The 21,098-nt window shown below is 64.3% G+C and carries 24 protein-coding genes; 9 read left to right on the top strand and 15 right to left on the bottom strand.

What is annotated here, in order from left to right; translation table 11 throughout:
- The first annotated feature begins 43 nt into the window (after positions 1 to 43).
- Positions 44 to 1,513, top strand: a complete 1,470-nt coding sequence (locus GRS80_RS06605) for a DnaJ domain-containing protein (protein WP_160046857.1) — start codon at positions 44 to 46, stop codon at positions 1,511 to 1,513.
- Positions 1,514 to 1,608: 95 nt separating this feature from the next.
- On the opposite strand, the gene GRS80_RS06600 is transcribed toward GRS80_RS06605, so the two are convergent.
- From GRS80_RS06600 to GRS80_RS06590, 3 genes are all read right to left on the bottom strand, one after another.
- A complete protein-coding gene (locus GRS80_RS06600) occupies positions 1,609 to 2,241 on the bottom strand; it encodes a uracil-DNA glycosylase family protein (RefSeq protein WP_343161479.1) in 633 nt (210 codons plus the stop codon).
- A 275-nt stretch (positions 2,242 to 2,516) separates the two neighbouring features.
- Positions 2,517 to 2,909 (bottom strand): ribbon-helix-helix protein, CopG family, encoded by a 393-nt coding sequence (locus GRS80_RS06595; RefSeq protein ID WP_160046855.1) that lies wholly within the window; start codon positions 2,907 to 2,909, stop codon positions 2,517 to 2,519.
- Between the two features lie 54 nt (positions 2,910 to 2,963).
- A complete protein-coding gene (locus GRS80_RS06590) occupies positions 2,964 to 3,848 on the bottom strand; it encodes a cytochrome oxidase assembly protein (RefSeq protein WP_343161478.1) in 885 nt (294 codons plus the stop codon).
- Positions 3,849 to 4,004: 156 nt separating this feature from the next.
- Here GRS80_RS06590 and GRS80_RS06585 point away from each other — a divergent pair, with 156 nt between their 5' ends.
- Entirely contained in the window at positions 4,005 to 5,114 is a 1,110-nt protein-coding gene (locus tag GRS80_RS06585) for a M24 family metallopeptidase (protein WP_160046854.1), read from the top strand.
- Between the two features lie 150 nt (positions 5,115 to 5,264).
- Here GRS80_RS06585 and GRS80_RS06580 read toward each other — a convergent pair whose 3' ends face one another.
- From GRS80_RS06580 to GRS80_RS06555, 6 genes are all read right to left on the bottom strand, one after another.
- Positions 5,265 to 5,861: a helix-turn-helix domain-containing protein gene (locus tag GRS80_RS06580; RefSeq protein ID WP_160046853.1), complete on the bottom strand. Its 597-nt coding sequence runs from the start codon at positions 5,859 to 5,861 to the stop codon at positions 5,265 to 5,267.
- A 61-nt stretch (positions 5,862 to 5,922) separates the two neighbouring features.
- Positions 5,923 to 8,208 (bottom strand): hypothetical protein, encoded by a 2,286-nt coding sequence (locus GRS80_RS06575; RefSeq protein ID WP_160046852.1) that lies wholly within the window; start codon positions 8,206 to 8,208, stop codon positions 5,923 to 5,925.
- A 49-nt stretch (positions 8,209 to 8,257) separates the two neighbouring features.
- Complete coding sequence (locus GRS80_RS06570) at positions 8,258 to 11,176, bottom strand: hypothetical protein (RefSeq protein WP_160046851.1); 2,919 nt, start codon at positions 11,174 to 11,176, stop codon at positions 8,258 to 8,260.
- 179 nt (positions 11,177 to 11,355) lie between these two features.
- Complete coding sequence (locus GRS80_RS06565; protein ID WP_149080484.1) at positions 11,356 to 11,934, bottom strand: DUF2150 family protein; 579 nt, start codon at positions 11,932 to 11,934, stop codon at positions 11,356 to 11,358.
- 76 nt (positions 11,935 to 12,010) lie between these two features.
- The gene (locus tag GRS80_RS06560) at positions 12,011 to 12,862 is read right to left on the bottom strand and encodes a TatD family hydrolase (protein ID WP_160046850.1); all 852 of its coding nucleotides are present in this window, start codon (positions 12,860 to 12,862) and stop codon (positions 12,011 to 12,013) included.
- A 206-nt stretch (positions 12,863 to 13,068) separates the two neighbouring features.
- Entirely contained in the window at positions 13,069 to 13,536 is a 468-nt protein-coding gene (locus GRS80_RS06555) for an NYN domain-containing protein (protein ID WP_160046849.1), read from the bottom strand.
- Between the two features lie 151 nt (positions 13,537 to 13,687).
- Here GRS80_RS06555 and GRS80_RS06550 point away from each other — a divergent pair, with 151 nt between their 5' ends.
- The 3 genes from GRS80_RS06550 (at position 13,688) to gcvH (ending at position 16,018) form a co-directional block, all read left to right on the top strand.
- A complete protein-coding gene (locus tag GRS80_RS06550) occupies positions 13,688 to 14,452 on the top strand; it encodes a glucose 1-dehydrogenase (RefSeq protein ID WP_160046848.1) in 765 nt (254 codons plus the stop codon).
- 82 nt (positions 14,453 to 14,534) lie between these two features.
- Entirely contained in the window at positions 14,535 to 15,632 is a 1,098-nt protein-coding gene (gcvT, locus tag GRS80_RS06545; RefSeq protein WP_160046847.1) for a glycine cleavage system aminomethyltransferase GcvT, read from the top strand.
- 2 nt (positions 15,633 to 15,634) lie between these two features.
- Positions 15,635 to 16,018 (top strand): glycine cleavage system protein GcvH, encoded by a 384-nt coding sequence (gene gcvH / locus GRS80_RS06540; protein ID WP_160046846.1) that lies wholly within the window; start codon positions 15,635 to 15,637, stop codon positions 16,016 to 16,018.
- 91 nt (positions 16,019 to 16,109) lie between these two features.
- Here the strand turns inward: gcvH and GRS80_RS06535 are convergent, their stop codons facing one another.
- On the bottom strand, positions 16,110 to 16,331 hold the full coding sequence (locus tag GRS80_RS06535; protein WP_160046845.1) for a hypothetical protein: 222 nt from the start codon (positions 16,329 to 16,331) through the stop codon (positions 16,110 to 16,112).
- Positions 16,328 to 17,038: a helix-turn-helix domain-containing protein gene (locus GRS80_RS06530; RefSeq protein WP_149080491.1), complete on the bottom strand. Its 711-nt coding sequence runs from the start codon at positions 17,036 to 17,038 to the stop codon at positions 16,328 to 16,330. Before GRS80_RS06530 ends, GRS80_RS06535 begins: the two co-directional genes overlap by 4 nt.
- A gap of 107 nt (positions 17,039 to 17,145) precedes the next feature.
- Here GRS80_RS06530 and GRS80_RS06525 point away from each other — a divergent pair, with 107 nt between their 5' ends.
- Positions 17,146 to 17,799: a metal-dependent hydrolase gene (locus GRS80_RS06525; RefSeq protein WP_160046844.1), complete on the top strand. Its 654-nt coding sequence runs from the start codon at positions 17,146 to 17,148 to the stop codon at positions 17,797 to 17,799.
- 242 nt (positions 17,800 to 18,041) lie between these two features.
- Here the strand turns inward: GRS80_RS06525 and GRS80_RS06520 are convergent, their stop codons facing one another.
- Positions 18,042 to 18,299, bottom strand: a complete 258-nt coding sequence (locus GRS80_RS06520; RefSeq protein ID WP_160046843.1) for a hypothetical protein — start codon at positions 18,297 to 18,299, stop codon at positions 18,042 to 18,044.
- A 307-nt stretch (positions 18,300 to 18,606) separates the two neighbouring features.
- Positions 18,607 to 18,807 (bottom strand): hypothetical protein, encoded by a 201-nt coding sequence (locus GRS80_RS06515; protein WP_149080494.1) that lies wholly within the window; start codon positions 18,805 to 18,807, stop codon positions 18,607 to 18,609.
- A gap of 417 nt (positions 18,808 to 19,224) precedes the next feature.
- Between GRS80_RS06515 and GRS80_RS06510 the strand changes: the two genes are divergently transcribed.
- Complete coding sequence (locus GRS80_RS06510; RefSeq protein WP_160046842.1) at positions 19,225 to 19,575, top strand: helix-turn-helix domain-containing protein; 351 nt, start codon at positions 19,225 to 19,227, stop codon at positions 19,573 to 19,575.
- Between the two features lie 33 nt (positions 19,576 to 19,608).
- Positions 19,609 to 19,881, top strand: coding sequence for a hypothetical protein (locus tag GRS80_RS06505; protein ID WP_149080496.1), 273 nt, complete (start codon positions 19,609 to 19,611; stop codon positions 19,879 to 19,881).
- A 114-nt stretch (positions 19,882 to 19,995) separates the two neighbouring features.
- On the opposite strand, the gene GRS80_RS06500 is transcribed toward GRS80_RS06505, so the two are convergent.
- A complete protein-coding gene (locus tag GRS80_RS06500) occupies positions 19,996 to 20,526 on the bottom strand; it encodes a M48 family metalloprotease (RefSeq protein ID WP_160046841.1) in 531 nt (176 codons plus the stop codon).
- Positions 20,474 to 20,806, bottom strand: coding sequence for a hypothetical protein (locus GRS80_RS06495; protein WP_160046840.1), 333 nt, complete (start codon positions 20,804 to 20,806; stop codon positions 20,474 to 20,476). Before GRS80_RS06495 ends, GRS80_RS06500 begins: the two co-directional genes overlap by 53 nt.
- Before the next feature lie 39 nt (positions 20,807 to 20,845).
- Between GRS80_RS06495 and GRS80_RS06490 the strand changes: the two genes are divergently transcribed.
- Positions 20,846 to 21,061 (top strand): hypothetical protein, encoded by a 216-nt coding sequence (locus tag GRS80_RS06490; protein WP_160046839.1) that lies wholly within the window; start codon positions 20,846 to 20,848, stop codon positions 21,059 to 21,061.
- The last annotated feature ends 37 nt before the right edge of the window (positions 21,062 to 21,098 follow it).

Raw genomic sequence — 21,098 nt, 5'->3', positions numbered from 1 at the left:
CTCCGCTTATAATTCAGGAGCAGACCAAGGTTCCCGATCCGTCATGACAGCAGATTTTTACGACCTTCTCGAGATCCCTCCCGACGCCTCCGCCGAGGAGATCAAAGAGGCCTATCGCGAGAAGGTCAGGATCTATCACCCGGACGTCAACGACGACGACCGGGCCCGGTCGCAGTTCACCGCGGTCAAGAAGGCAAACGACGTTCTCGGTGATCCGGTCGAACGGCGAGCCTACGACCGATTGGGACACGAGACGTACGTCGCGAAACGAACGAGCGGGATTCCCTCACCCGACGTCTGGGCGGATGCGGATTCCGACTCGTCGACCGACGACGAACCCAAGGCGGCCGACGATGACCGAGGGACGTCCAACGGGAGCGGAGAGAACAGAAGCGAGAGAAGAGGTGGCGACCGAGAAACGGAGGCCGACGAACCGTCCGACTCGAGTCGAACGAGCCGGTCGCGGTTCGACTCGCGGGGGACCGAATCGGTCGGCGGGTCCCGAGCCGACGACGGTACGACGACGCAGACGGACGGATCTGAACGGACGGGTACGACCAACACAGGTAGAACGAGTTCCACCAGGCCCGGAGAGTCGGGGACAACCAACACGGACGGAACCGCGTCGACCGACACCGGAACACGTACAGCCAGGGCTGGCGGGGCGAAGACGGCAGAAACCGGTGGGACGGCGTCGTCGGGACGCAGCGTCAGTTCGACGGACGGAGGGACGGCGAAGGGCCACCGGCCGGGCGGGGACGCGACCAGTCGAGGAGCGGCGTCTCACTCGAGCCGGGACACTGCCGGTGCGAGCGTCGATGCCTCGCCTGCGGCCGGCAGGAACCCCGTCGTTCGCTGGTGGCGCCGCCAGAACTTCGCGCTCCCGCTGATCTGGCTCTCGGTGCTCGTCTACGCGATCGGGGTCGGACAGTACGCTCTGGCGAACGAATCGGCCGTCGGGAGCCTCCGCGACGAACTCGCCGCCGTTGGCGCGAGTGCCGGCGGCCTGTGGACGGTCCTCTCGAGCGGTCGGTACGGGCTCGAGACGCCGCTTTCGTTCGTCACGACGGTCGAGCCCGTCACACCGATGCTCGCGTCTCCCCAGTGGCATCTCGTGCTCGCCGGCGTGGTCGTGGCCGCCATCGCAGCAGTCGTTCTGACGCGTCCGATCCGTCGGGAGCGTCTCTGGGCACCGATATCGATGGACGAGACGATACTCGTCTCCGCTGCGCTCGCCGTTTCGACGGGGCTGATCGGCGGACCCCTGCTTGCAGGTGCGCTTCTCATGCCGTTCCTGTTCGGCGTCGTCGTCTATCACACGAGACGCGGGCCGGGGTGGACGCCGTCGTATCTGTACGTCCTCCCGGTTCTCGCCCCAGCGGCCGGCTTCGTCGTCTCGGCGGCTGGTTACGCGACGCTTCCGATCGAACTGGTCGCGTTCGTCGTTTTGCCCGTCGTTGGCGCGCTCGGATTGCCGCTCCGGGCGACCGTCAGAAAGCACTTCGACCGCTGAGACGACCTTCATTTCCGGTTCTGGCCCGACTGTCCCGTCTCTGGGACTGTACCGGCCACTCGTGACAGGATCCCGTCGAGTCGTGGCTCTGGACGCTACCCGACCAACGTCGCGACGCCTTTCGTCTGGCGGTAATCGCTATCGAGAATCGCCTCGAGACGGTCGACAAGCGCCTCCCGATCCCCGTCCCCCCACGCGGAGGGGTCGTTGATGGGGACGACCATGAATCCACGCCCGCGGATCTCTCGGGCGTGCAGGTCGGCCATATCGAGTTCGAGTCGGCCCCGCTGGGTCGTATACTCGCGGAGAACGTGATCGGTGGCCCGCTCGCCGACCGGAAGGAGAATGTGGGCGTTGATCGCGCGGAGTTCGGCGTCGAAGAACCGCTCCAGTTCGTCGTACTCCGCCTGGGTCGGTTCGTGGCCGTTCGGGAGACAGCACATGTGAACGTAGTTCCAGTACAGGTTCTCGAGGTCGGGCTCCCGTTCTGAGCCGTCGACGAAACCAGTCTCGCGGAAGACGTCCTGGATCGCGAGCCCCGACTCCGTCTCTGTAAAGGGGACGCCGGTTCGTTTGCCGCCGTGAACGCCGGGATGATCACCGATGACGTGAAAGTCGGCGTTGGCGTCACCGTAGCCGAACGCAGCCGTGCGTTCGTCTGGACCGGTACGATCGAACGGTGGACGAAGGCCGAACGGGTTGCTCGTCCTGTCGGTGACGTTCTTCACGGCTCCGGGAACGATCCCATCGGTCATAACGGTCGCGGTTGTGGTCGGACTGGCGAAGAGACCGAAAGTGGCGCGTCGAGTTCCGGATCGGTGACCGATCCCAGCGGACACTCTGCAGCCAGAATGGCAACTGTCGCGATGGTATTCGTCGGTCGTGACCGTCCGATTCGACCGCAGTTCCTCGCCTGCGTTTGTAGTGGATCTGGAGTACAGCGGTACATGGCCGATTCGCTCGGTAATATACCCCTCGAGATTCACAGCGAGTGAGAGATCGGCTACGGATCGGTTCGTAACAGCGTTACGGAGACGCGCCCGACGGCGTCGAAGTCCTTCAATCGGTAGACGAGCGATCGGATCTGGTCGGCCGAGCCGTGACAGAAGACGGTCTCGAGACACCACTCGCCGTGGTGGACGTGACAGGTGGTGTCGATCTCGGCTTGAAACTCGTGTTGGATCTCGTGGAGGTCTTCGATAATCTCGTCGTGGACGTAGTCGAAGACGACCGTCGCCGCGACCTGTCCGCGTGTGCGCTCGAGTCGGTGATGGGACTCGACGTACTCCTGGATCGCCTCACGCAGCGCCCGCGAGCGAGAGTCCAGTCCTTCCGCCTGCCAGGTTCGGTCGAACTCCGCGAGCATCTCCTCGGGGACGTTCAGGCTCGTTCGCATACGCTCCCCTTCGGGCGACGTGGAGAAAGATTCGGCGATCGAAAGCGGACGTCGTTACCGCGAGAGTGCGTTCGCCTCCCGACTCGAGGCGGACGGGACGAGCCAGATACCGGCGAGAAACGCGACCATGAGGATCGCGGCGAACACGAGATAGAGGTCGTCGAGTACGGGGTTGAGCGTCATCACGGCACGTCGACCGAGGAAGACGACGACGAACGTGAGCATCACCACGCCGGCCAACAGTCCGAGTAGCCGTCGATTCGAGAGCCGTCGCCGACCGATCATGACCGCGACGATTGCTGCGGCGAGCAACGCGAGCGTCACGCCGTACTGGGCCATCTGGACGGACGGCGAGTACTCGGTGATGTCGGTGACGACGATCGGACTCAACGCGACGTGAAGCGGCAACGACACGGCACCGAGCGCCAGCGCCCCTCGCACGTGACGTCTCGTCAGCGACGACTCCCAGACGAGAACGGTCGCGACGACGAACAGCGCGAAGATGAGCACCGCCGTCCAGAAGTGCAACGAGAGGATCGTCATCTCGTACTGGAGGACCGTCTCGCGCCCGAGGACGACCTGAATCGGCGTCAGGACCATGCCGAGGACGACGAGCGCGGCGACGCGCGTATCGATACTCGGACTCCGCCAGGCCGCCAGCGCGGAGCCGATGATCGCGAAGCCGGCGAACATCGCGACGAACCGGTGGAACCACTCGTAGAAACTCGGCAGGTTCGCCGGAAACAGGTTGAACGGGCCGGCGTCACACTGGGGCCAGTTGGCCTCGCAGGCCAGCCCAGAACCGGTCGCCTTCGCCGCGACGCCGAGCAGGATCGTCGCGGCGACCAGCACGAGCGTCGTCGCGAGCAGGTGCGGGAAGCCGACTCGAGCGATTAGCTGACGGAACCGCGAACCGCCGGATGGACGTTCTGACGACACGATCGTTCGATCCGAGGTTAGGACCTGCCGTATTTAGGTGTCTCGAGTCGTTCTCAGTTCGCTGGAATCGTCTCGTCGAACTCGCGTTCGTCCGGCAACCGCCCGCCATTGACTGGTGTCCGACAGTATCAAGAGTCGGCCTCCCGACCACCCGGCATGGACAAACGCGAGCGCCTCGAGGCGTTCCTCGAGCGCCACGATCTCGACGCGATCTGGTTCGCGCGCCCGAACTCGTTCGCCTGGTTCACCGGCGGGAACAACGTCGTCGACCGCGAAGGTGACGCCGGCGTCGCCGCCGCTGGTTACGACGGCGAGACCGTGACGGTCCTGACCGACAACATCGAGGCCGATCGGATCGCCGCCGAAGAACTCCCCGACCTCGAGTCGGTCGACGTCACGCTCGAGCAATTCCCGTGGCACACCTCGTCGCTCGCCGAAGCGATCGGAGCCCGCGTCGGAGCCGACGAACGAGTGGCGGCGGATATCGACGTTCCCGGCCTCGAGGACGTCGATCTGGCGTCGATTCGCCAGCCGCTGACCGACCGCGACCGCGAGCGCTATCGCGAACTCGGGCAGGATACCGCCGTCGCAGTCGAGTCGGTCTGTGGACAGCTTCGCTCCACCGACACCGAACACGAGGTCGCCTCGGCCCTGCTGGTTTCGCTCTCGGCGCGCGATATCGAGGCACCGGTCGTCCTCGTCGGCGGCACCGAGCGCGCACAGCAGTATCGCCACTACACGCCAACGGCGGACGAACTCGGCGACTACGCGCTCGTCTCGGTGACGGCACAGCGCGAGGGACTCCACGCGAGTTGTACTCGGACCGTCGCGTTCGACCCACCCGAGTGGCTCGAGGAGCGCCACAAGGCCGCCACCCGCGTCGAGACGACGGCGCTGGCGGCGACCCGTGACGTCGCGGAGGCCGGTGGCGCTGCGGCTGACGTATTCGGGGCGATCCAGGACGCCTACGCCGACGTGGGCTACGACGGCGAGTGGGAACATCACCACCAGGGCGGCGCGGCCGGCTTCGCCGGGCGGGAATGGATCGCGACCCCGGACAGCGACGAGCCAGTCGTCGAACCGATGGCGTACGCCTGGAACCCGACGGTACAGGGCGCGAAAAGCGAGGACACCGTCCTCGTCGTCGACGGCGAACTCGAGGTGTTGACTCGATCGGATGACTGGCCGACGGCGAGCGTCACAGCTATCGATCGGGATCTGACGCTCGAGCGGCCGAAACCGCTGGTGCTCGAAGACGAGGACTGATCGGGTCGACTGTCTCCGTCGAAAGTTGGTCGGTGTCAAAACGATATCCGGACGGTAGCCGTAGCGATCGACCGGGAACGATCGTCTCGAGGCTGGTGTCTCCTCGAGACTGGAGACGCGTAACCCAGACCCGGTGGCCCGAGGCTCTTCTCAGACGGGGTCGTCGCCGTCGGCGTTCGTGTCGTCTTCGTCGTCCGTCGGTTCGTCGGTATCGGCGTCGGACGACTCGTCCTCGAGGGGAGAGACGTCGTCGACCGTGATCGTCACCGGCTCGACGTCGTCGTCGAACGCCGGGTCGGGTTCGCTCCGACGCTCGAGGACGCGATCGAGCGTGAAGATCGTGTTGAGCTCCTGTTGGACCTGATCGGCGACGCCGCCGACGAGTTCGCTCGGCTGGATCGCGGTGTACTCGTAGGGGTTGTTTCCTGCGCCTTCGCTGGCGCGTTTCTCACGCGTGACGCGGTCTTCTTCGTGGAGTTCCGCGAGCGCCTCCCGAACCGTACTCGGGTAGAGACCGGTCCCCTTCGCGACCTCCTCGGAGGTGCTGCCGGGGTTCGCCAGCAGGTGAATGTAGATCTTGGCTCGTGTCTCCGTATCGAGAATCCACGAGAGCAGATCGACGATTCGCTGGTCGACCTCGTCGGCCGTGGTTCGCTCGTCGCCCTCGAAGATGTCCTCTACGTCGTGTGCCCGGTACTCCCCGTCGTCTCCACGCTCCCGGTGGTCGTCGGTATCGTCCGGATCCATGACCTCTCGTAGGGGACAAAGTCTCGAGCGGGGTTAAAGCTTTGTAGCGGCCACCAGTGGCTCAGTCCACGTCCAGCGAGCCGCCAGCGTCGAGTTCTGCGCCATCGTCGTGGACCTCGCCCTCCGCCGAAATCGTGATGTCTGCACCGTTGGCCTCGGTCGTAATTTCCCCCTCGGTGATGTCGATATCACCTGCCGCCGAAATCGTGATGTCTGCACCGTTTCCACCAGTCGTAATCACCGCCTCTGTGGCCTCGACGTCGCCCTCCGCCGAAATCGTGATGTCTGCACCGTTGCCCTCAGTCGTAATTTCCCCATCGGTGATGTCGATATCACTTCCCGCCGAAATCGTGATGTCTGCACCGTTTGCCTCGGTCGCGATTTCCGCACCCGAGAGGTCCATATCGTCTTCGGACTCGAGGCTTATTGGACTCGAAGTTTCGATTCCCGCACCCGTCGCGGTGAGCGAACCTCCCGCATCCACCTGGATATCTTCACCGCCGTCGGATGTCGTGATTTCTGCGTCAGTGACGTCGATATCGTCTTCGGACTCGAGAGATAATAGATCCGATGACTCGATATTCGTACCCGTCGCAGTGAGCGAACCTCCCGCATCCACGTCGATGGTCGCGCCGCCGCTATCTGTAGAAATCGTTGTGTCGACGACATCGATATCGCCGCCGGACTCGACCGTGATCGGGCTGTCAGCCTGGAACACCGATTCCGACGCGGTAATCGATTCGTCGGCTTCCACGGTGATATCGTGCCACCCCTCCCCGGTATCGAGCGTCACGCCCGGCTCGACGGTAACGCTGTTTGCCGAGATATCGAACCCATCGATCGACGTCGTTGCATCCCGGAAGACGACGAGGTCGACGGAGTCCCGATCGAACGATTCTAGTTCCTCGGCCGTGAAACTCTCTTCTCCCTCCTCGTACTCACCGGTCCCGCTTTCGTCGTGGTAGGCGACGGCGTCGTCGGGTGGTTGTGCGTCATCCCCGTTGTCGTCATCGCCATTGTCCCCATCATCACCGTCGTCGCCATCGTCCTCGTCGTCAATGACCTCGAACGACACGAGTGCGCGTGCCTCTTCGATGCCACGCGTGTCGGCCGCGCCGACGGACACCGTGTACGTCTCGCCGACCTCGAGTCCGCTGGTGTCGACCTCGATCGAGAGCTCGGCGTACGACATCTCGTTTCCGCCGCCCGACGGCTCGATCAACTCGACGCTATCGCTTAGCGAACCGTCGGCCGGCGGATCGGTCATCTCGACCGTCTCACCCTGGGGCTCCCCCTCGAGGTCCCAGTCGGCTTCGAGGAGTGCAACGCCGCCGCGGCGTTCGTCCGGATCACTCGGATCGCCGCGATTGTCGAGTTCGACTGTGACCGTCGCGTCGTCCCCTTTTTCGACCTCGTCGTCGACTGCTGGACTGACTCGAGGGCCCGGCAGGGTTTCGTCGCCGCCAGTCGACGGGGCTCTGTCCTCGACCCCGCCGAACTCGCTTCCCGGATCGCCGTCGCCGACGGCTACCCTCGAGACCTGGAGGTCGTACTCATTCTCGGTGAGTTCGATCGTGAGCGCTCCCGCCGTCTCGTCGTAGGAGTCGACAGTGACGGCCGACTCGTCGGCGAACGTCTCGTTCCACGCCGCGGGGGTCTCCGTCGGGAGCGTGATCGTGATCGGTATGCCGTCGGACTCGCGCTCGATCGGAACCGGATCCGTCGGCCCGTCGGCGACGGGATCGACGGTCACTGAGCCCGTCGACGTCGCCGAGAGGTTCCCCTCGAGTAAGACGACCGTGATCGAGTCGCCGTCGACGAGTCGCTGGTCGGCCCCCGGCAGGACGACAGTCGCATCCCCGAAGTCGTTGAACGCGAGGGAGTGTTCGATCCGTGTCGTCGGCGCGCCCCGGTACTCGTTGTACCCCGGTTCGTAGGACAGGGTTCTGGTGTCGTGTGTTCCGAGGACGAGCGCCTCGAGTTGGCTCTCGTCGTACTCGCCGACGCGTTCGCTCACTTCGGCGTTCTCGATCTCGAGCGACCCGGCTTCGCTCGTCTCGAGGGTTCCCGCCGGTGGCGGTGGGTTCGCGGTGAGCGTGCGCGTCGGGTACTGGGTGCCGAGAGTCACCGTGGTCGGCTGGGAGCCTCCGCCCGCGCCGACCGCACGAACGGCATTGCGAAGGTCTTGCATCTCGTCGTGAACCTCCTGGTTGTGTTCGATCTCGACGACCTCGTTCTCCGCGGGGACCGCGTTGACCTGGTAGAGCGCCAACGCCGAAAAGAGGATCGCGAGCAGTAACACTGCCCCGATCTGGACCGTAACGGCCCGGTTACCCCCCCGACGCATCATACTCTCGAATGATCGTGCCGACGTATACCTCTGCTGGCCCCTGACGTCAGGACGACCGATTCCGGCCCTCTCTTCTACGACCGAGTCGCGCCGACAACACGGCGAGGGCGACCCCCGTTGTGACCACCCCGAATCCGGGGGATCCGTCGTCACTCGAGAGGTCGTCGTCCGTTTCGGCCCCGCTCTCGTCGTTCGAACTGTTCCAGTCGCTTCCGGTGTCGCCGAACGTCCCAACCGCGTCGGTCCCGTCGTCGGTTTCGGTCGCCTCGTCCGGGTCGTCAGTCGCGTTCGACGCCGATTCGTTCGTGTCGCCGACGGCCACCGTCGCGAACGCGGCCTCGTCTTGCGTGCTGATCGTGACGAGGAGTTCCTCGGTCTCGTTCGTCGCCTCGACGGTCTCTTCTACCGTCTCGTTCTGACCAGGGCCGAGTTCGATCTCGTCGTTCGATTCGACGGCCGATCCGACTGTCGTCCGCACCTCGAGGGTGCCGTGTTCGTCGCCCGCGTTCCGGATCGTCGCGTTCAGGTCGAACGTGTCTCCCGCGGAGACCGACGCGGGGACGTCGATCGTCGGCTCGAAGTACGCCGGCCGGTCGTCCGAAAGATCGGCGAAGACGGCATCTCCCTCGGCGACGATCTCTCCCCAGAGGCGGAACTCGACGTACGCTCGTTCCCCCTCAGTACGGCTGTCGACGGCCGGACTCACCTCGAACGAGCCGTACTCGTCGAAACCCGGATTGGTCGCGAACGAGCCGCGTTCCTCGATCGTTATCGACTGGCGATCGAGATAGCTCGAGTCGCCGTCGGACGCGACCTCCTCGGGCGGCCCGCTCCGGACGTTGAGCGTTGCCTCGGTTCCCGGTGCGACGTTAGTCGTACCCGACACGTTCCCGTCCGAATCCGTGGGGAGGGCGACGAGGCCGTCGTCCGTCCGGTCGAACGTGATCGACGCCCGTTCGAACGTAAGGGTCGTCGTGGCGCTCTCCGTTTGCTCCGAGGAAAAGTACGGGTAGGCGGGGGCGTCCGCGTCGCCATCCGAACCGCCGAGCGATCCGCTCTCGCCGTCGAACTGGTATCGGGACTCGCTTCCCTCGTACGCCAGCGAGACAGTGAACTCGTCGCCGTCGTCGACGTCCTGGGCGAAGCCGTCCTCGGTGTCGACGACGACGTAGAGTTCGCCGTCGTCGTCGTCCGACTCTGGCGGCGACGCGAGGACGTACGCCTCGGTGTTCGCGGCGTCTTCGAGCGCCACAGCGTTGGGCTCCTGATTGGGGACGTCGGGGCCGTCGAAGGAGAACTCGACGCCCTCGCCGAGCCAGTCGCTCCCGTCGCTCGTGAGTTCGGCGAGGGCGTTCGGCGAGAATCCCGATTCCGTCCCGTCCGTGATGTCGTTACCGTTCTCGGCGTAGTCGATCGTCGCCAGCGCACCGGTGATTCCGGTCGCCTCGAACCGGGCGACCGCGCGGTCACCGATCGCGACCGTATCGCGTTCCGACAGTTCGTCCGGTAGCTCTTCGATGTCGTCCTCGGCGTTCGCCTCCGCTTGCGGGGCGGTCCACGTATCGACGTCGTCGACCGACGGCTGGATCAGCCCTAACTCCGCCGAGCCGATGGTGTCGTCCGCGCTCGATTCGCCGTCCTCGACGACGAAGTTCTGTCCCCTGTCGACCACCAGATCGTAGTTTCCGGGCTGGATCGGCCGATCGATCTGTTCGGTGGGCTCCTGACCGGCGTCGATCGTCCCGAGCCGCTCGAGATATTCCGAAAACGACAGCTGGGAGGCCGTCTCGAGGTCCGATCCGTCGTAGAAACTCGCATCCGAGACGCGAGTCTCCTCGCCGGCGACTGTCTCGTGGTGAATGTAACTCTCCACGACGTCGTCCTCGGCGTAGTAGACCGCATCGGCGTCAGCCGGCCCGAGTCCATCGACTTCCCCGTGGTCGACCCCTGCGAGGCGCGTGTTCATCGTGAACGTCACCTCGTCGGTGTCGGAGTCGTCTTCGACGTACAGCACGTCGACGAAGCCGACGTCCTTGTCACCGAGTTGGAGCCACGCCTCGTCGGCCGCCTCGAGTTCGACGGTGATCTCGAGGAGGTCGCCGGCCGGCCGGACGTACATGTCCTCGTCGAACGAGGCCGCGGTCTCACCGATCTCGAGGGTCGAACTGTCCTCGACGCCCGTATCCGCGACCACGACGTCGAACTCGTACTCGCCCTCGTCGGGGAGCCCCTCTCGTTCGTCCAGACTCATGAGATTCGCCACGATCTCGTCGTCGTCCCTGAACGCCTCGGAGTCGGCTACGTTCAGCGTGATGTAGTCGTCGCCGCGAAGATCCGTCACGTCGTCGCCGTCGTCCCGGTCGTAGCCGAGTTCTTCGAGCGGGAGGTGTGCCGGATCGGTCACCTCCTCGACGTCACTGCCCTCGTGGACGAACGTCGCACGGAGTTCCTCGTACTCGAAGTCGTCGACGCTGATCGTCACGTTGTACCCGCCCGCACGAGTGCTGTCTACCTCGAGGGAAACGGCGTTGGTTCCGCTCGTCACCGTCTCGCTCGCCCACTCGACGTCGAACTCCTGTTCGTCGATCGTCAGTACGAGCTCGTCGCCGTCCAGTCCCGAATCGGGTGTGATCGCAAACTGTGGGCCGTCCTCGTCGATCTCACCCGTCTCGAGCAAGATTCGTCCGTCATCGTCGACCGTTGGACGCTCGGCGACCGTTTCGATCTCGCCACCGTCGAGCTCGTAGAGGTACAGTTCGTCGCCCTCGGAGACGTCGAACCGATCGGCGACGTCGATCTCGACGTCCTGTCCCTCGTAGACGAAGTCATCGCCCTCCTCGAGGACGACCGGTTCGGTCGCCTCGGCCGAGTCGGTGGACGCGAGGATCCCGCCGGCGACGACACACGAGAGAACGGCGATTAGAAGGATCGAACGGCTGGATACCGGGAGAGAGGGGCGTATCATGACAGGTCCAGTGAAGTATCTACCCCGTCTGCGTATCGGACAGAAAACGTTCTGGTTTGTGCCGGCAACCGGTCTCGTCTCCGGCGGCAGCGCCGTCGCCCGATAGCATCGACCGTCGATGGCTCCGTTCCGGGGATCGGTCGTTCGTCTAGCCGATCCACACTCGGCCGTCTCGAGGGCTACTCGTCCTCTTCGACGACTTCGGGGTCGCTCATCGCGCTCTGGAGACTATCAAGGCCGTTGATCCACTCGGTGACGAGTCCGTACTCGAGGTCTTCGGCGACTTCGATGTCGAGTTCCTCGCCGTCGATGATGAGCGTCCCGGCCTGTGCCGCGTAGCCGAGTGCCGCGTCGAGATCTTCTTCGGCTTCGGCGTCGGCTGCAGCGCCGATGTAGTCGCCGACGCTTCCGTCTTCTGCGGGTCCGCCCACAACGTACTCCTCGGCCGCGAAGAAGACGCAGACGAGGCTCGTCTGTACGCCGTCGACCAGAATGAGCTTCTCCTCGTCTTCGATGTCAACTTCTCCCAGGACGATTTCGCGGACCTCGTCGATCTCCGAGAGCGCTTCCTCGTCCTCGAGTTCGCCGTCGTCGTAGGCCGCGACGATCTTCGCGATGGCGATCGCCGTATCGTCCTGCAGATTCAACAGCAGCCGAGCCGACGACTCGTCTTCCGGATCGATCTCCTCGTCTTTGATTCGACCGATCCAGTTTTGCCAACGTTCCTCCGAGTAGAACTCGGTCGGCGGATTGCTCATACGAACACCTACACCGGCCGCTTGAAATGCCTTTCTCTACCTGTACGACGATCCAACTGAACCAAAACTCCCGTGTTCAGGGCCGTTCCAGCGTCTCCACGGTGTCGATCCCGTACACCGTCTTCGGCGTTTCGACGTGGGCAATCCGGACCGCGTCGTCCAGGCCGTTCTCGAGCATCCAGGCGACGCGTCGCGGGACGGTCTTCGGTCCGAGGACGGCACCGGGTCGATCCGGATCGTCGACGTAGTCGGTCTCCATCAGGAACGGCTCGCCGCGTTCGGCCGCCACCTCGAGTCGATCTTTCTCGCTCATCACGCTCGGTATCGGCCCCTCGAGGCGGCCACCAGCGTAGTGTTTGACGACCCTGTGGGCGGGGAGGCCGGCGTCCTCGGCCCAGTTGGTCACCTCCGTCATCTCCTCGCTCGCCTCGGCGTGGAGCTGGACCGCACAGTCCAGTTCGGCTCCGCGTTCGAACGCACGGTGCATGACGGCGTTCGAGGCCTCCCAGACGGCGTCGTCGACCTCGTAGTGTGGCCGGCCCGACTTCAGTGCCAGCGCCTCTCCGTTTGCGACGTACTCCGCCGCGACGTCGATCCCGCCCTGCATGATCTCGCGGGCGTCGTCGGCGTCGTAACCGCGGTCGTCGACGAGTCGGGAGATCAGTCCGGGGTGGACGCCGAGCACCGGCCAGGCTCGCCCTTCGAGTTCCTCGTTCGCCGCCTCGACGATCTCGAGCGTCCGCTCGAACACCGGGCGAAAGTCCTCGCCGGTTTCGGCCTCGACCCCCAGGTTCCAGGAGGGCTTGTTGACCACGAGCAGGTGCGTTCCGCCCAGCCGGGCGAAATCCGAGACCGCGTCGATCCCGCGGTGGTTGTCCGGATCGAGGTGGAGGTGATTGTCGAGCACCGGCGTCTCGTCGTCGATCATACTCGCTGCTAGTCCTGGGAGTCAGGAAAGGTCGTCGAAACGCTCGAGAGGCTCATCAGCGATCCTCGAGGAAGCCTCGTATCTCCTCGAGCGTATGATTGTACTATACGGCTATGACCGTCTCCCGAAACGAAAAAACGCGGGGAGTCGGAGCGGTTCCTCGGACCGGCGCGGATACCGGCGACCGCCACGTCACCGGTCCCGGATCACGTTTCGAGGGTGATCGCGTCGTCGGCGGCGTTCTGGAGGGCGTCGGAGCGACCGTGGGAACCGGGAGCGATCGCGACGGTGCCGACGCCGGCCGCGCCGGCGCGCTCGAGAACGGGTTTGAAGTCCGTATCCCGCGAGGCGATCGCCAGGCGGTCGACGGCACCGTCGCTGACGAGTGCCGTGGCGTCGACGGCGAGTTTGACGTCGACGTCGCCGCTCGTGATGACGACCTCGAAGCCGCGCGCTTCGGCCGCCTGAATGAGCCCCGGCGTCGCGTGTTCGTCGAGATAGAGGCGGATGACGCCGACCCGACCGAGATCTCGGGCGGCGTCCCGGAGGTCGTCTAAGTCGACGTCGAACTCGTCGCGGAACACGTTCGGCCCGTCGACGAACAGTCCGACGCTCGCCTCACTGGTCCGACCGTCGACGGACTTCGAAAAGCGGGCACAAACGCGTTCGAACATGCCCGTTCTTTCCCGAGTGCCGAAATAGATGTGACGAAACGGATCGCCGTCTCGGGTCGTCAATCGCGTCGTACGATTTCGTTCGCGTCCCCCGTAATCGAGGCGTGCGTTTTTGGTTAGCCGCGGTGTCGGTAGAACCGAGGTATCTCAGATGACACGATTTGAAGACACGACGGCAATCGTCACCGGTGGCGGATCGGGAATCGGACGTAACACGGCGCAGACGTTAGCAGACGGGGGAGCGTCCGTCGTCGTCGCTGACGTCGACCGCGACGGCGGCGAAGCGACCGTCGACGCGATCGAGGACGAAACCGGCGGCGAAGCGACGTTCGTCGAGGTCGACGTCACGAACGGCGACGACGTCGAGAAGATGGTCGACACCGCCGTCTCGGAGTACGGTGGTCTCGACGTCGCCGTCAACAACGCCGGCGTCGGCGGCCAACTCGAGCCGACGGCCGAGTTGTCGGCGGACGACTGGCAGATGGTGATCGACGTCAATCTAACCGGCGTCTGGCGGTGTCTGCGCGCGGAGATCGACGCCATGCTCGAGGACGGCGGCGGCGCGATCGTCAACACCGCCTCGATCCTCGGACGGGTCGGAACGGAGGCAACGCCCGCCTACACCGCCTCGAAACACGGCGTCGTCGGTCTCACGAAGGTCGCCGCGCTCGACTACGCGACCGACGACATCCGCGTCAACGCCGTCTGTCCGGGCTATATCGAGACGCCGATGCTCGAGGACGCGGGGCTGTCCGACGACGAGGAGACGGTCGAGCAACTCCGTGAACAGCACCCACAGGGTCGTCTCGGCGAACCACAGGAGATCGCCGACGCGATCGTCTGGCTCTGCTCGGACGAGGCATCGTTCGCGACCGGTGAAGCGGTCGCGATCGACGGCGGCTACCTCAGTCGATAACCGCTGCCCTCGAGCCCACTCTCGTGGTTCCCGGCGGAGGCGCGACAAAAGACATTACTGTTCCCGGGGTGTGGAGCCGAGTATGCCGCTACAGACGCCGCCGTTGCGTGGGATCCACGACGAACGCGGTGCGAAGTTCACCGAGTTCGGCGGCTGGGACATGCCAGTCGAGTTCGACTCGATTCGGACCGAACACGCGGCCGTCCGCGAGGACGCGGGGATCTTCGACGTCTCGCACATGGGCCAGATTCACGTCACCGGCCCGGATGCGACGGCGCTGATGCAACGGCTCACGACGAACGACGTCACGAGGCTGGACGTCGGCGACGCCCAGTACGCGGCGATCACCGACGAGGACGGCGTCGTCATCGACGACACCGTGATCTACCGGCTTCCGGACGAAGACGGCGACGAGACCTACCTGTTCGTCCCCAACGCCGGAACCGACGAAGCGACCCACGAACGCTGGGTGAGCCACCGAAACGAGTGGGATCTCGAGGCGACCGTCGACAACCGAACCGACGAGTACGCCATGTTCGCGGTCCAGGGACCGAACGCACCCGAACATGTCGATGCGGTCACCGAGGGATCGGTGACGGAACTCGACCGGTTCGAGGCGACCGACGCGGCCGTCGACGGCGTCGACTGCTGGGTCGCACGCACCGGCTACACCGGCGAAGACGGCTTCGAACTACTCGTTCCGAAGGCGGAGGCCGGGCGAATCTGGTCGCTCTACGACTGCCAGCCCTGCGGGCTCGGTGCCCGGGATACGCTCCGGATCGAAGCCGGTCTCGTCCTCGCGGGCCAGGAGTTCGATCACGAGTCGAATCCCCGAACCCCCTACGAGATCGGCATCGGCTTTACCGTCGACCTCGAGACCGAGTTCGTCGGTCGCGACGCCCTCGCGAGAGCAACGGAGGCGGGCCTCAAGGAGCAACTCGTCGGCTTCCAGTTGATCGACCGTGGCGTTCCCCGCCACGGCTACGACATCACGAACACCGACGGTCGCGTCGTCGGCACCGTGACCAGCGGGACGATGAGCCCGTCGCTCGAGCAACCGATCGGGCTGGGTTACGTGCCGACGGAGTACGCAGAGCCCGGGACGACCCTGCAGGTGGTCGTCCGCGGCCAGTCGAAAAAGACGCGAGTTGAAACCACACCCTTCATCGAAACTGTATAACAATGACATTCGACGTACCCGAGGATCGACGGTATCTGGAATCACACGAGTGGGCACACGAGACGAACGGCGTCGTCCGCGTCGGGATCACGGAGTTCGCCCAGGACGAACTGGGCGACGTGGTCTTCGTCGAGCTTCCCGACGAGGGCGACTCGCTGACACGGGAAGCGGAGTTCGGCGTCATCGAGTCGATCAAGGCGGTCTCGGACCTCTACGCACCGGTAAGCGGCGAAGTCGTTTCCGTCAACGAGGCGCTGTTCGACTCGCCCGAACTCGTCAACGACGACCCCTTCGGCGAGGGCTGGATGCTCGAGATCGACGCCGACGATACGGACGAACTCGAGGCGTTGCTCTCGGCCGAGGAGTACGAGGAGCAGATCGCCTGATACGGATGGTCGATGGCAGCGTTTGGCTCTCCGCTGGGTTAGGTCGGCGTACAGCTCTCCCTCGCGTCGAAACGTCTCGGTGAATCGGTCGTCACTCGGGTGGGGGAGACTGATTGTACGCGATCATCACGAGAGCGACCAGAATGACCGCCCCGATTGCCCACGCGAGCCAGAGGCGAACGTCACCGACGGCGTAGACGACCGACAGCGAGAGCACGTAGACGACGAACAGTCCGAGCGTGCGCCACTCAGTGCGATCCAGTCGGGGTCCGAGACTCGTCGGTGTCATCGTCGATTCTGTGAGCGTCTTCACTCGAGGGTGACGAGACGCTCGAGGACGTCGTCGAGCGGATCGTTCGTCACCGCGAGCGAGTAGTCGTCGATCCGGGCGAGATCGCGGGCGTGTTCCCACAACTCGTCCTCCTCGATTCCGTGGAGGATCACGGCGTTGGGCGTCGGGTTCAGGACCCTGAGCGCGATGCCGACACCCTCGCCGCGGGTGACGTTCGTGAAGATCAGCGCGCGGTTCGTACTCTGGCCGTACAGCCGAAAGAACTCCTCGCTCGAGAGGCGGGTGATCGCCTCGATGCTGTCGATGACGGTGTGACCGCTGATCCGGTCCGTGCTACCGGAGGCGACTTCGCTCGCGCCGATCTCGTCGTAGAGTTGGGTGAGATGGATCGACGTCGCGTACTCGCGGAGGTCCAACACGACGTCGCTCTCGAATCCCGCCGAGAGGACGCGACCGTACTGGCGGATTCGATCGCCGCCACGGCGCTCGTCGATTGCGAGAAGGCCGTCGACGAGTCGTTTGACGACGCCGATGCCGGGACTCTCTCGCCGGCCGCTCTCGTAGTCGGAGATCACCGACGAGGAAACCTCGAGTTCAGCGGCCAGATCGGTCTGTGAGACGTCGAAGTCGGTCCGCCACTTGCGCAGCGTCGCACCGGGGTCGTCGCTGAGCGTGATTTCGCCGGCGATTTTCTCCGCGAGCTCCCGTTTCGGTCCACGTCCACCCATGAGGGACCGGTCGTACGGTCACCTCAAGTAGCTACCGGAGCGTCATCGGACGAACACGACCGACGCTCGAGCAAACAATCAAGCCGTCTCGATTCGAGACGGTTGGTATGCCATCGACAGTGGTCCACGTCGCGATCGCGGGCCTGCTCGGGGTTGCGTTGCTGGGAGATCGGTTCGACACGAGGGCGATCCTCGTCGTCATGGGAGCGACGGCGTTGATCGACCTCGATACGGTAATCGGGATCTACGTGCCGGGGACCCATCGGGCGGCGTTCCACAACGTCTGGGTCGTCCTGATTCCGGGTGCGCTCCTCCTCTGGGACGTCAAACTCCGCGAGGAGTCGTACGTGTTGAATCGATGGGGTGCCTACGGCTACCGCGTCGCGTGGGTGACGCTCGTCTCGGTGTTGTTCGCACACATCTTACTCGACGCCTTCTTCAACGGCGTCAACCTCTTCTGGCCGGTCCACGACCGGTTCTACGACCTCTCCGGGAAGCTGATGTACACCAACCAGCGCGGACTCGTCCAGACGTTCGTCGAGTTCGACTCGAGTACGGGCGGCGTCGCCGAGTCGACGACCCGGGGGACGACCGAGGAGATGCACTACTCGACCGGATTCGATCCGACGCGGGACGAACCGCCCGAGGACGTCGAGCGGATCTTCCCGATCGCGGGAACGGGCGAGCGGTTCGTCCTCACCGTCGCCGGTTTCGGGACCGTGCTCTTTCGGATCGCCGAGGATCTGCGTAGCGAGGAGTGATCGGAAACCACCGCCGTTACGACCGTATCGCGTCCGTCGGCCGCCACCTCCCAGCCAAGCGTTCGTCACCGGGGGCGTCCTTTCGATTCGACCGGACGCGGGCGAGGAAAGACGGGGTCCTGAGTCACCCGTCCCGAGTGTTCCGTTTCGATCCAACTGCAGGAGCGAAAGGGTGAGACCGACACCATCAGTTGGGTGTTCAGTGTTTAGATCTCATTCGTTCGAACGACCGGTAGACAACGTTACCTGAGAACGGTGAGGGCGGCGAGAACGATCCCGACGAACGCGACGAGCGAACCGAAGACGGCCGCCCGGTTGTCGTCGACGAACGCCTGGAACCGCCCGGAGGCAAACGCCGCGGCCGACAGGACGGCAACGACGCCGTACAGAAGCGAAAACGCCGGTTCGACGCGGAAGAACGCGATCGCACACAGCCCCATCGTAACTGCTATCAGCAGCGACCAGAACCGGCGGACGGCGTCTCTCCCTGCGGCGATCACACGATCGGTCCTCGACTGTCTCACGGCTGTTCCTCTTGGAAATTTTTCGTCTCCTCGAGTGTCAACGTTCCGATTACAACCGGAAAGACGTCGGATCGACGATTTCGACTCGAGTGGAACCCGCGATTTCTGCTCGATGGGAGTCGCGAACGTGAGCGTCGCTACTCGGTTGTCGCGGGGAACGCAAAAACGGCCGCCCGCGTGAGAGCGCGGACGACCGGTGGGTACAATGGAGCGGTTTCGTGCGGACGACACCGACGGCAGTTGGCCGCTGACAGGGGGCCGCCGGTCGTCCGTGAGTCGGTACTCAGGCGTTGTTCATGCGCTGACTCTCGCGGTTCCCACACCGCTGACATTCCCGAACGCGGTAGGGTTCGCGGGAGTACCGCGCGTTTTCCCCCTCGTCGCCCTCGGTTACGAGTTGGACCGTCACTTCGTGTAACGTATCCATCTCACACACTTCACATGGTTCGGTCATCCCGTTTGAGACGTCATTAGTCGTTGCCATACCGATGTATCACACCCACCCATCATATATCACGGTCAGTGACTTCGTTCGCGGATAATTACTATATAAAGGTATTTTCTCGATGTGAGAACGCCCAACTCGTTGAGGCGTTCCTCGGCGAAATCAAGGCTGGTATCACCGGGGGTACCGTTCTATCGGAGCCACTGATACGGATTGCTGCTCCTGTGTCCCGGCGAACCCGCAGACAGGTCGCGGGTCCGGCAGCACCGACTGACAGTAAACCGTCTCACACACCCATCGCCGAACCGGCTGGCGATCCGGTGTACAAGACGGACAGTGGCTACGATAGTTGCTGGTAGCATCTCGATCGGAACTCATCAGCGAAATCGCAAGACTCGACGAGTATTTTCACAACCCAGAAAACCTTTTGCATGGGAATTACAGTATCGAATATACATGGAGGATGAAACCCCCATCGAAGAGATCCTCAATACGATCGGGGACAAGCACGCACGCACTGTGCTCGCCTCGATCAGCCGTGAATCCGGCTCCGCAAAGGAGCTGGCCGAGCGGCTCGAACTCTCTCAGCCAACGATCTACCGACGTCTCGACGTCCTCCAGGAACACGACCTCGTCAAGGAGCGAACGCTCGTCGCCGACGACGGGAACCACTACAAGGAGTACCGGTGTAACTTCGACAGCACGGTAATCTCTCTCGAGGACGACGAGTACGACGTCCGTATCTTTCGAAAGGAGAATCTCCCGGACCGGTTTACCCAGCTCTGGGACGAGCTTGGTGTTAAGTAGAGCCGATGCGAACGCTACCCAACGGGTGTCAGTATGAATGAATTGATAGACGTTCTGTTGATGTTGATGCAGATGATCGTCTTCGCGCTCGCGCTCGGCCTGACCCTCATCAGTTTTCAGTCCTACCGACAGAATCCGTCGAAGCGGCTCGAGTCGGCGTTTATCGGCTTCGCGTTTCTCAGCATGGGTGTGGGGCTGACGACGATCGTCTCACAGCTTTCCGACCCGATGACCGTCTTCTACATCGCCGAGACGGTCCCCTTCATCGTCGGATTCGGGATGCTCTATCTCTCGCTCTACCGGTGACGCCTCCCTCGGACCGACGTCCGACCGCGGCCCCTCCCCGCGGCGCCCAGAACTGCTCTCGGAGGCGCGTCGAACACAACGGGCCCGAGGCGGGCAGTTCCGTCCTCGAGACGATCACTCCAGAGACGATTCCGTGACCGCGCGATTTCGGAGTCGCTCGATTCGCACCGAAAGCGCCGGGCTAGTCGAAAACCAGTTTCGACCGCTGTCCGCCTCGAGATCGAATCCGGCCGCGTCGGCGGCGCGTTCGAACGCGGCGGCGAGGTCGTCGGCACCGACGCGTTCGACGGCGCGGTCGTCGGCGGCGAGCCGGATGCACCGCAGCACCCACAGCCCGCCCAAGGCGACGATCACGGCAGTTGCGAACCCAACAGGAACCGGGAGATCACCGGTGACCGCCGCGACGGCTGGTACCGCCACGGCCGCGACGACGGCTACGAGGGCGACGGACCGATAGTACGCCGCCTGCACGTGGTGGGTCACCACCACCACGCGTAGCGTCTCGTCGTCGAGGGCCTCGAGCGCTCCGCTCGAGACGAACAGGGTTCGTCCGCCCGGTGGCCCAAGCAGTCGAACGGAGACGGACTCGTCGTCACCCTCGAGGATGCGGACGCTCCGCGGATCGAACTCGGCGGCCGCGAGCACCCAGAGTCCGACACCGATCGCCCCCGACGACGGCACCGATCGCGAGGGTCCCGGCTCGGGTCGCCGACTCGAGCGCGGCGACGAGCAGGAGAACCACCAGAAACAAAACCGAGAGGTATCGCGCGTACTGACCCCGAACGGTTGCGGGGTCGCCGACGCCGGGCAGGTCGGGTTCGGTGCGTACGAAGCCGGTGACCGCTGCCGCACCGACGACGCCGGCGGTCACACCGCCAGCGACGGCGGCGACGGCGTCCGCGACGAGCGCGGATTCCGGAGCCACCACCGACTGTTTTGTGACCGCATGTCGTACGATCCAACCATGGCTTCCGAGTCACTCGAAGAGTGCAGAGACGAATTTGCCGACGTCGATGCCGACGCCCGTGAGCTTCGAAAGCGGGGTCGAGAGACGGCACTCGAGGAGGCCGGACGGTCCGAAAGCGAAACCGGCGGTGACGATGGCTCGATCCGCTCGAGCGACGATGCGTACGAGGGCGTTCCGTCTCGACTCGACCCGAAAACCGTCGACGAGGAGTGACGCTCCGCAATCACTAAACGCCGCTCCTCCCTATCAC

This window comes from Natrialba sp. INN-245, from assembly GCF_009807105.1.
In the GTDB taxonomy this organism is placed as follows: domain Archaea; phylum Halobacteriota; class Halobacteria; order Halobacteriales; family Natrialbaceae; genus Natrarchaeobius; species Natrarchaeobius swarupiae.
This window is presented reverse-complemented; position numbering and strand designations above follow the sequence as displayed.

What these genes read in the sequence shown, in the direction of transcription:
- GRS80_RS06565 (WP_149080484.1), bottom strand. Translation starts at nt 11,934, where the DNA reads ATGAGCAATCCGCCGACCGAGTTCTACTCGGAGGAACGTTGGCAAAAC.
- GRS80_RS06555 (WP_160046849.1), bottom strand. Translation starts at nt 13,536, where the DNA reads ATGTTCGAACGCGTTTGTGCCCGCTTTTCGAAGTCCGTCGACGGTCGG.
- GRS80_RS06560 (WP_160046850.1), bottom strand. Translation starts at nt 12,862, where the DNA reads ATGATCGACGACGAGACGCCGGTGCTCGACAATCACCTCCACCTCGAT.
- GRS80_RS06490 (WP_160046839.1), top strand. Translation starts at nt 20,846, where the DNA reads ATGGCTTCCGAGTCACTCGAAGAGTGCAGAGACGAATTTGCCGACGTC.
- GRS80_RS06515 (WP_149080494.1), bottom strand. Translation starts at nt 18,807, where the DNA reads ATGGCAACGACTAATGACGTCTCAAACGGGATGACCGAACCATGTGAA.
- GRS80_RS06550 (WP_160046848.1), top strand. Translation starts at nt 13,688, where the DNA reads ATGACACGATTTGAAGACACGACGGCAATCGTCACCGGTGGCGGATCG.
- GRS80_RS06595 (WP_160046855.1), bottom strand. Translation starts at nt 2,909, where the DNA reads ATGCGAACGAGCCTGAACGTCCCCGAGGAGATGCTCGCGGAGTTCGAC.
- GRS80_RS06580 (WP_160046853.1), bottom strand. Translation starts at nt 5,861, where the DNA reads ATGGATCCGGACGATACCGACGACCACCGGGAGCGTGGAGACGACGGG.
- gcvT (WP_160046847.1), top strand. Translation starts at nt 14,535, where the DNA reads ATGCCGCTACAGACGCCGCCGTTGCGTGGGATCCACGACGAACGCGGT.
- GRS80_RS06605 (WP_160046857.1), top strand. Translation starts at nt 44, where the DNA reads ATGACAGCAGATTTTTACGACCTTCTCGAGATCCCTCCCGACGCCTCC.
- GRS80_RS06510 (WP_160046842.1), top strand. Translation starts at nt 19,225, where the DNA reads ATGGAGGATGAAACCCCCATCGAAGAGATCCTCAATACGATCGGGGAC.
- gcvH (WP_160046846.1), top strand. Translation starts at nt 15,635, where the DNA reads ATGACATTCGACGTACCCGAGGATCGACGGTATCTGGAATCACACGAG.
- GRS80_RS06525 (WP_160046844.1), top strand. Translation starts at nt 17,146, where the DNA reads ATGCCATCGACAGTGGTCCACGTCGCGATCGCGGGCCTGCTCGGGGTT.
- GRS80_RS06505 (WP_149080496.1), top strand. Translation starts at nt 19,609, where the DNA reads ATGAATGAATTGATAGACGTTCTGTTGATGTTGATGCAGATGATCGTC.
- GRS80_RS06570 (WP_160046851.1), bottom strand. Translation starts at nt 11,176, where the DNA reads ATGATACGCCCCTCTCTCCCGGTATCCAGCCGTTCGATCCTTCTAATC.
- GRS80_RS06530 (WP_149080491.1), bottom strand. Translation starts at nt 17,038, where the DNA reads ATGGGTGGACGTGGACCGAAACGGGAGCTCGCGGAGAAAATCGCCGGC.
- GRS80_RS06585 (WP_160046854.1), top strand. Translation starts at nt 4,005, where the DNA reads ATGGACAAACGCGAGCGCCTCGAGGCGTTCCTCGAGCGCCACGATCTC.
- GRS80_RS06575 (WP_160046852.1), bottom strand. Translation starts at nt 8,208, where the DNA reads ATGCGTCGGGGGGGTAACCGGGCCGTTACGGTCCAGATCGGGGCAGTG.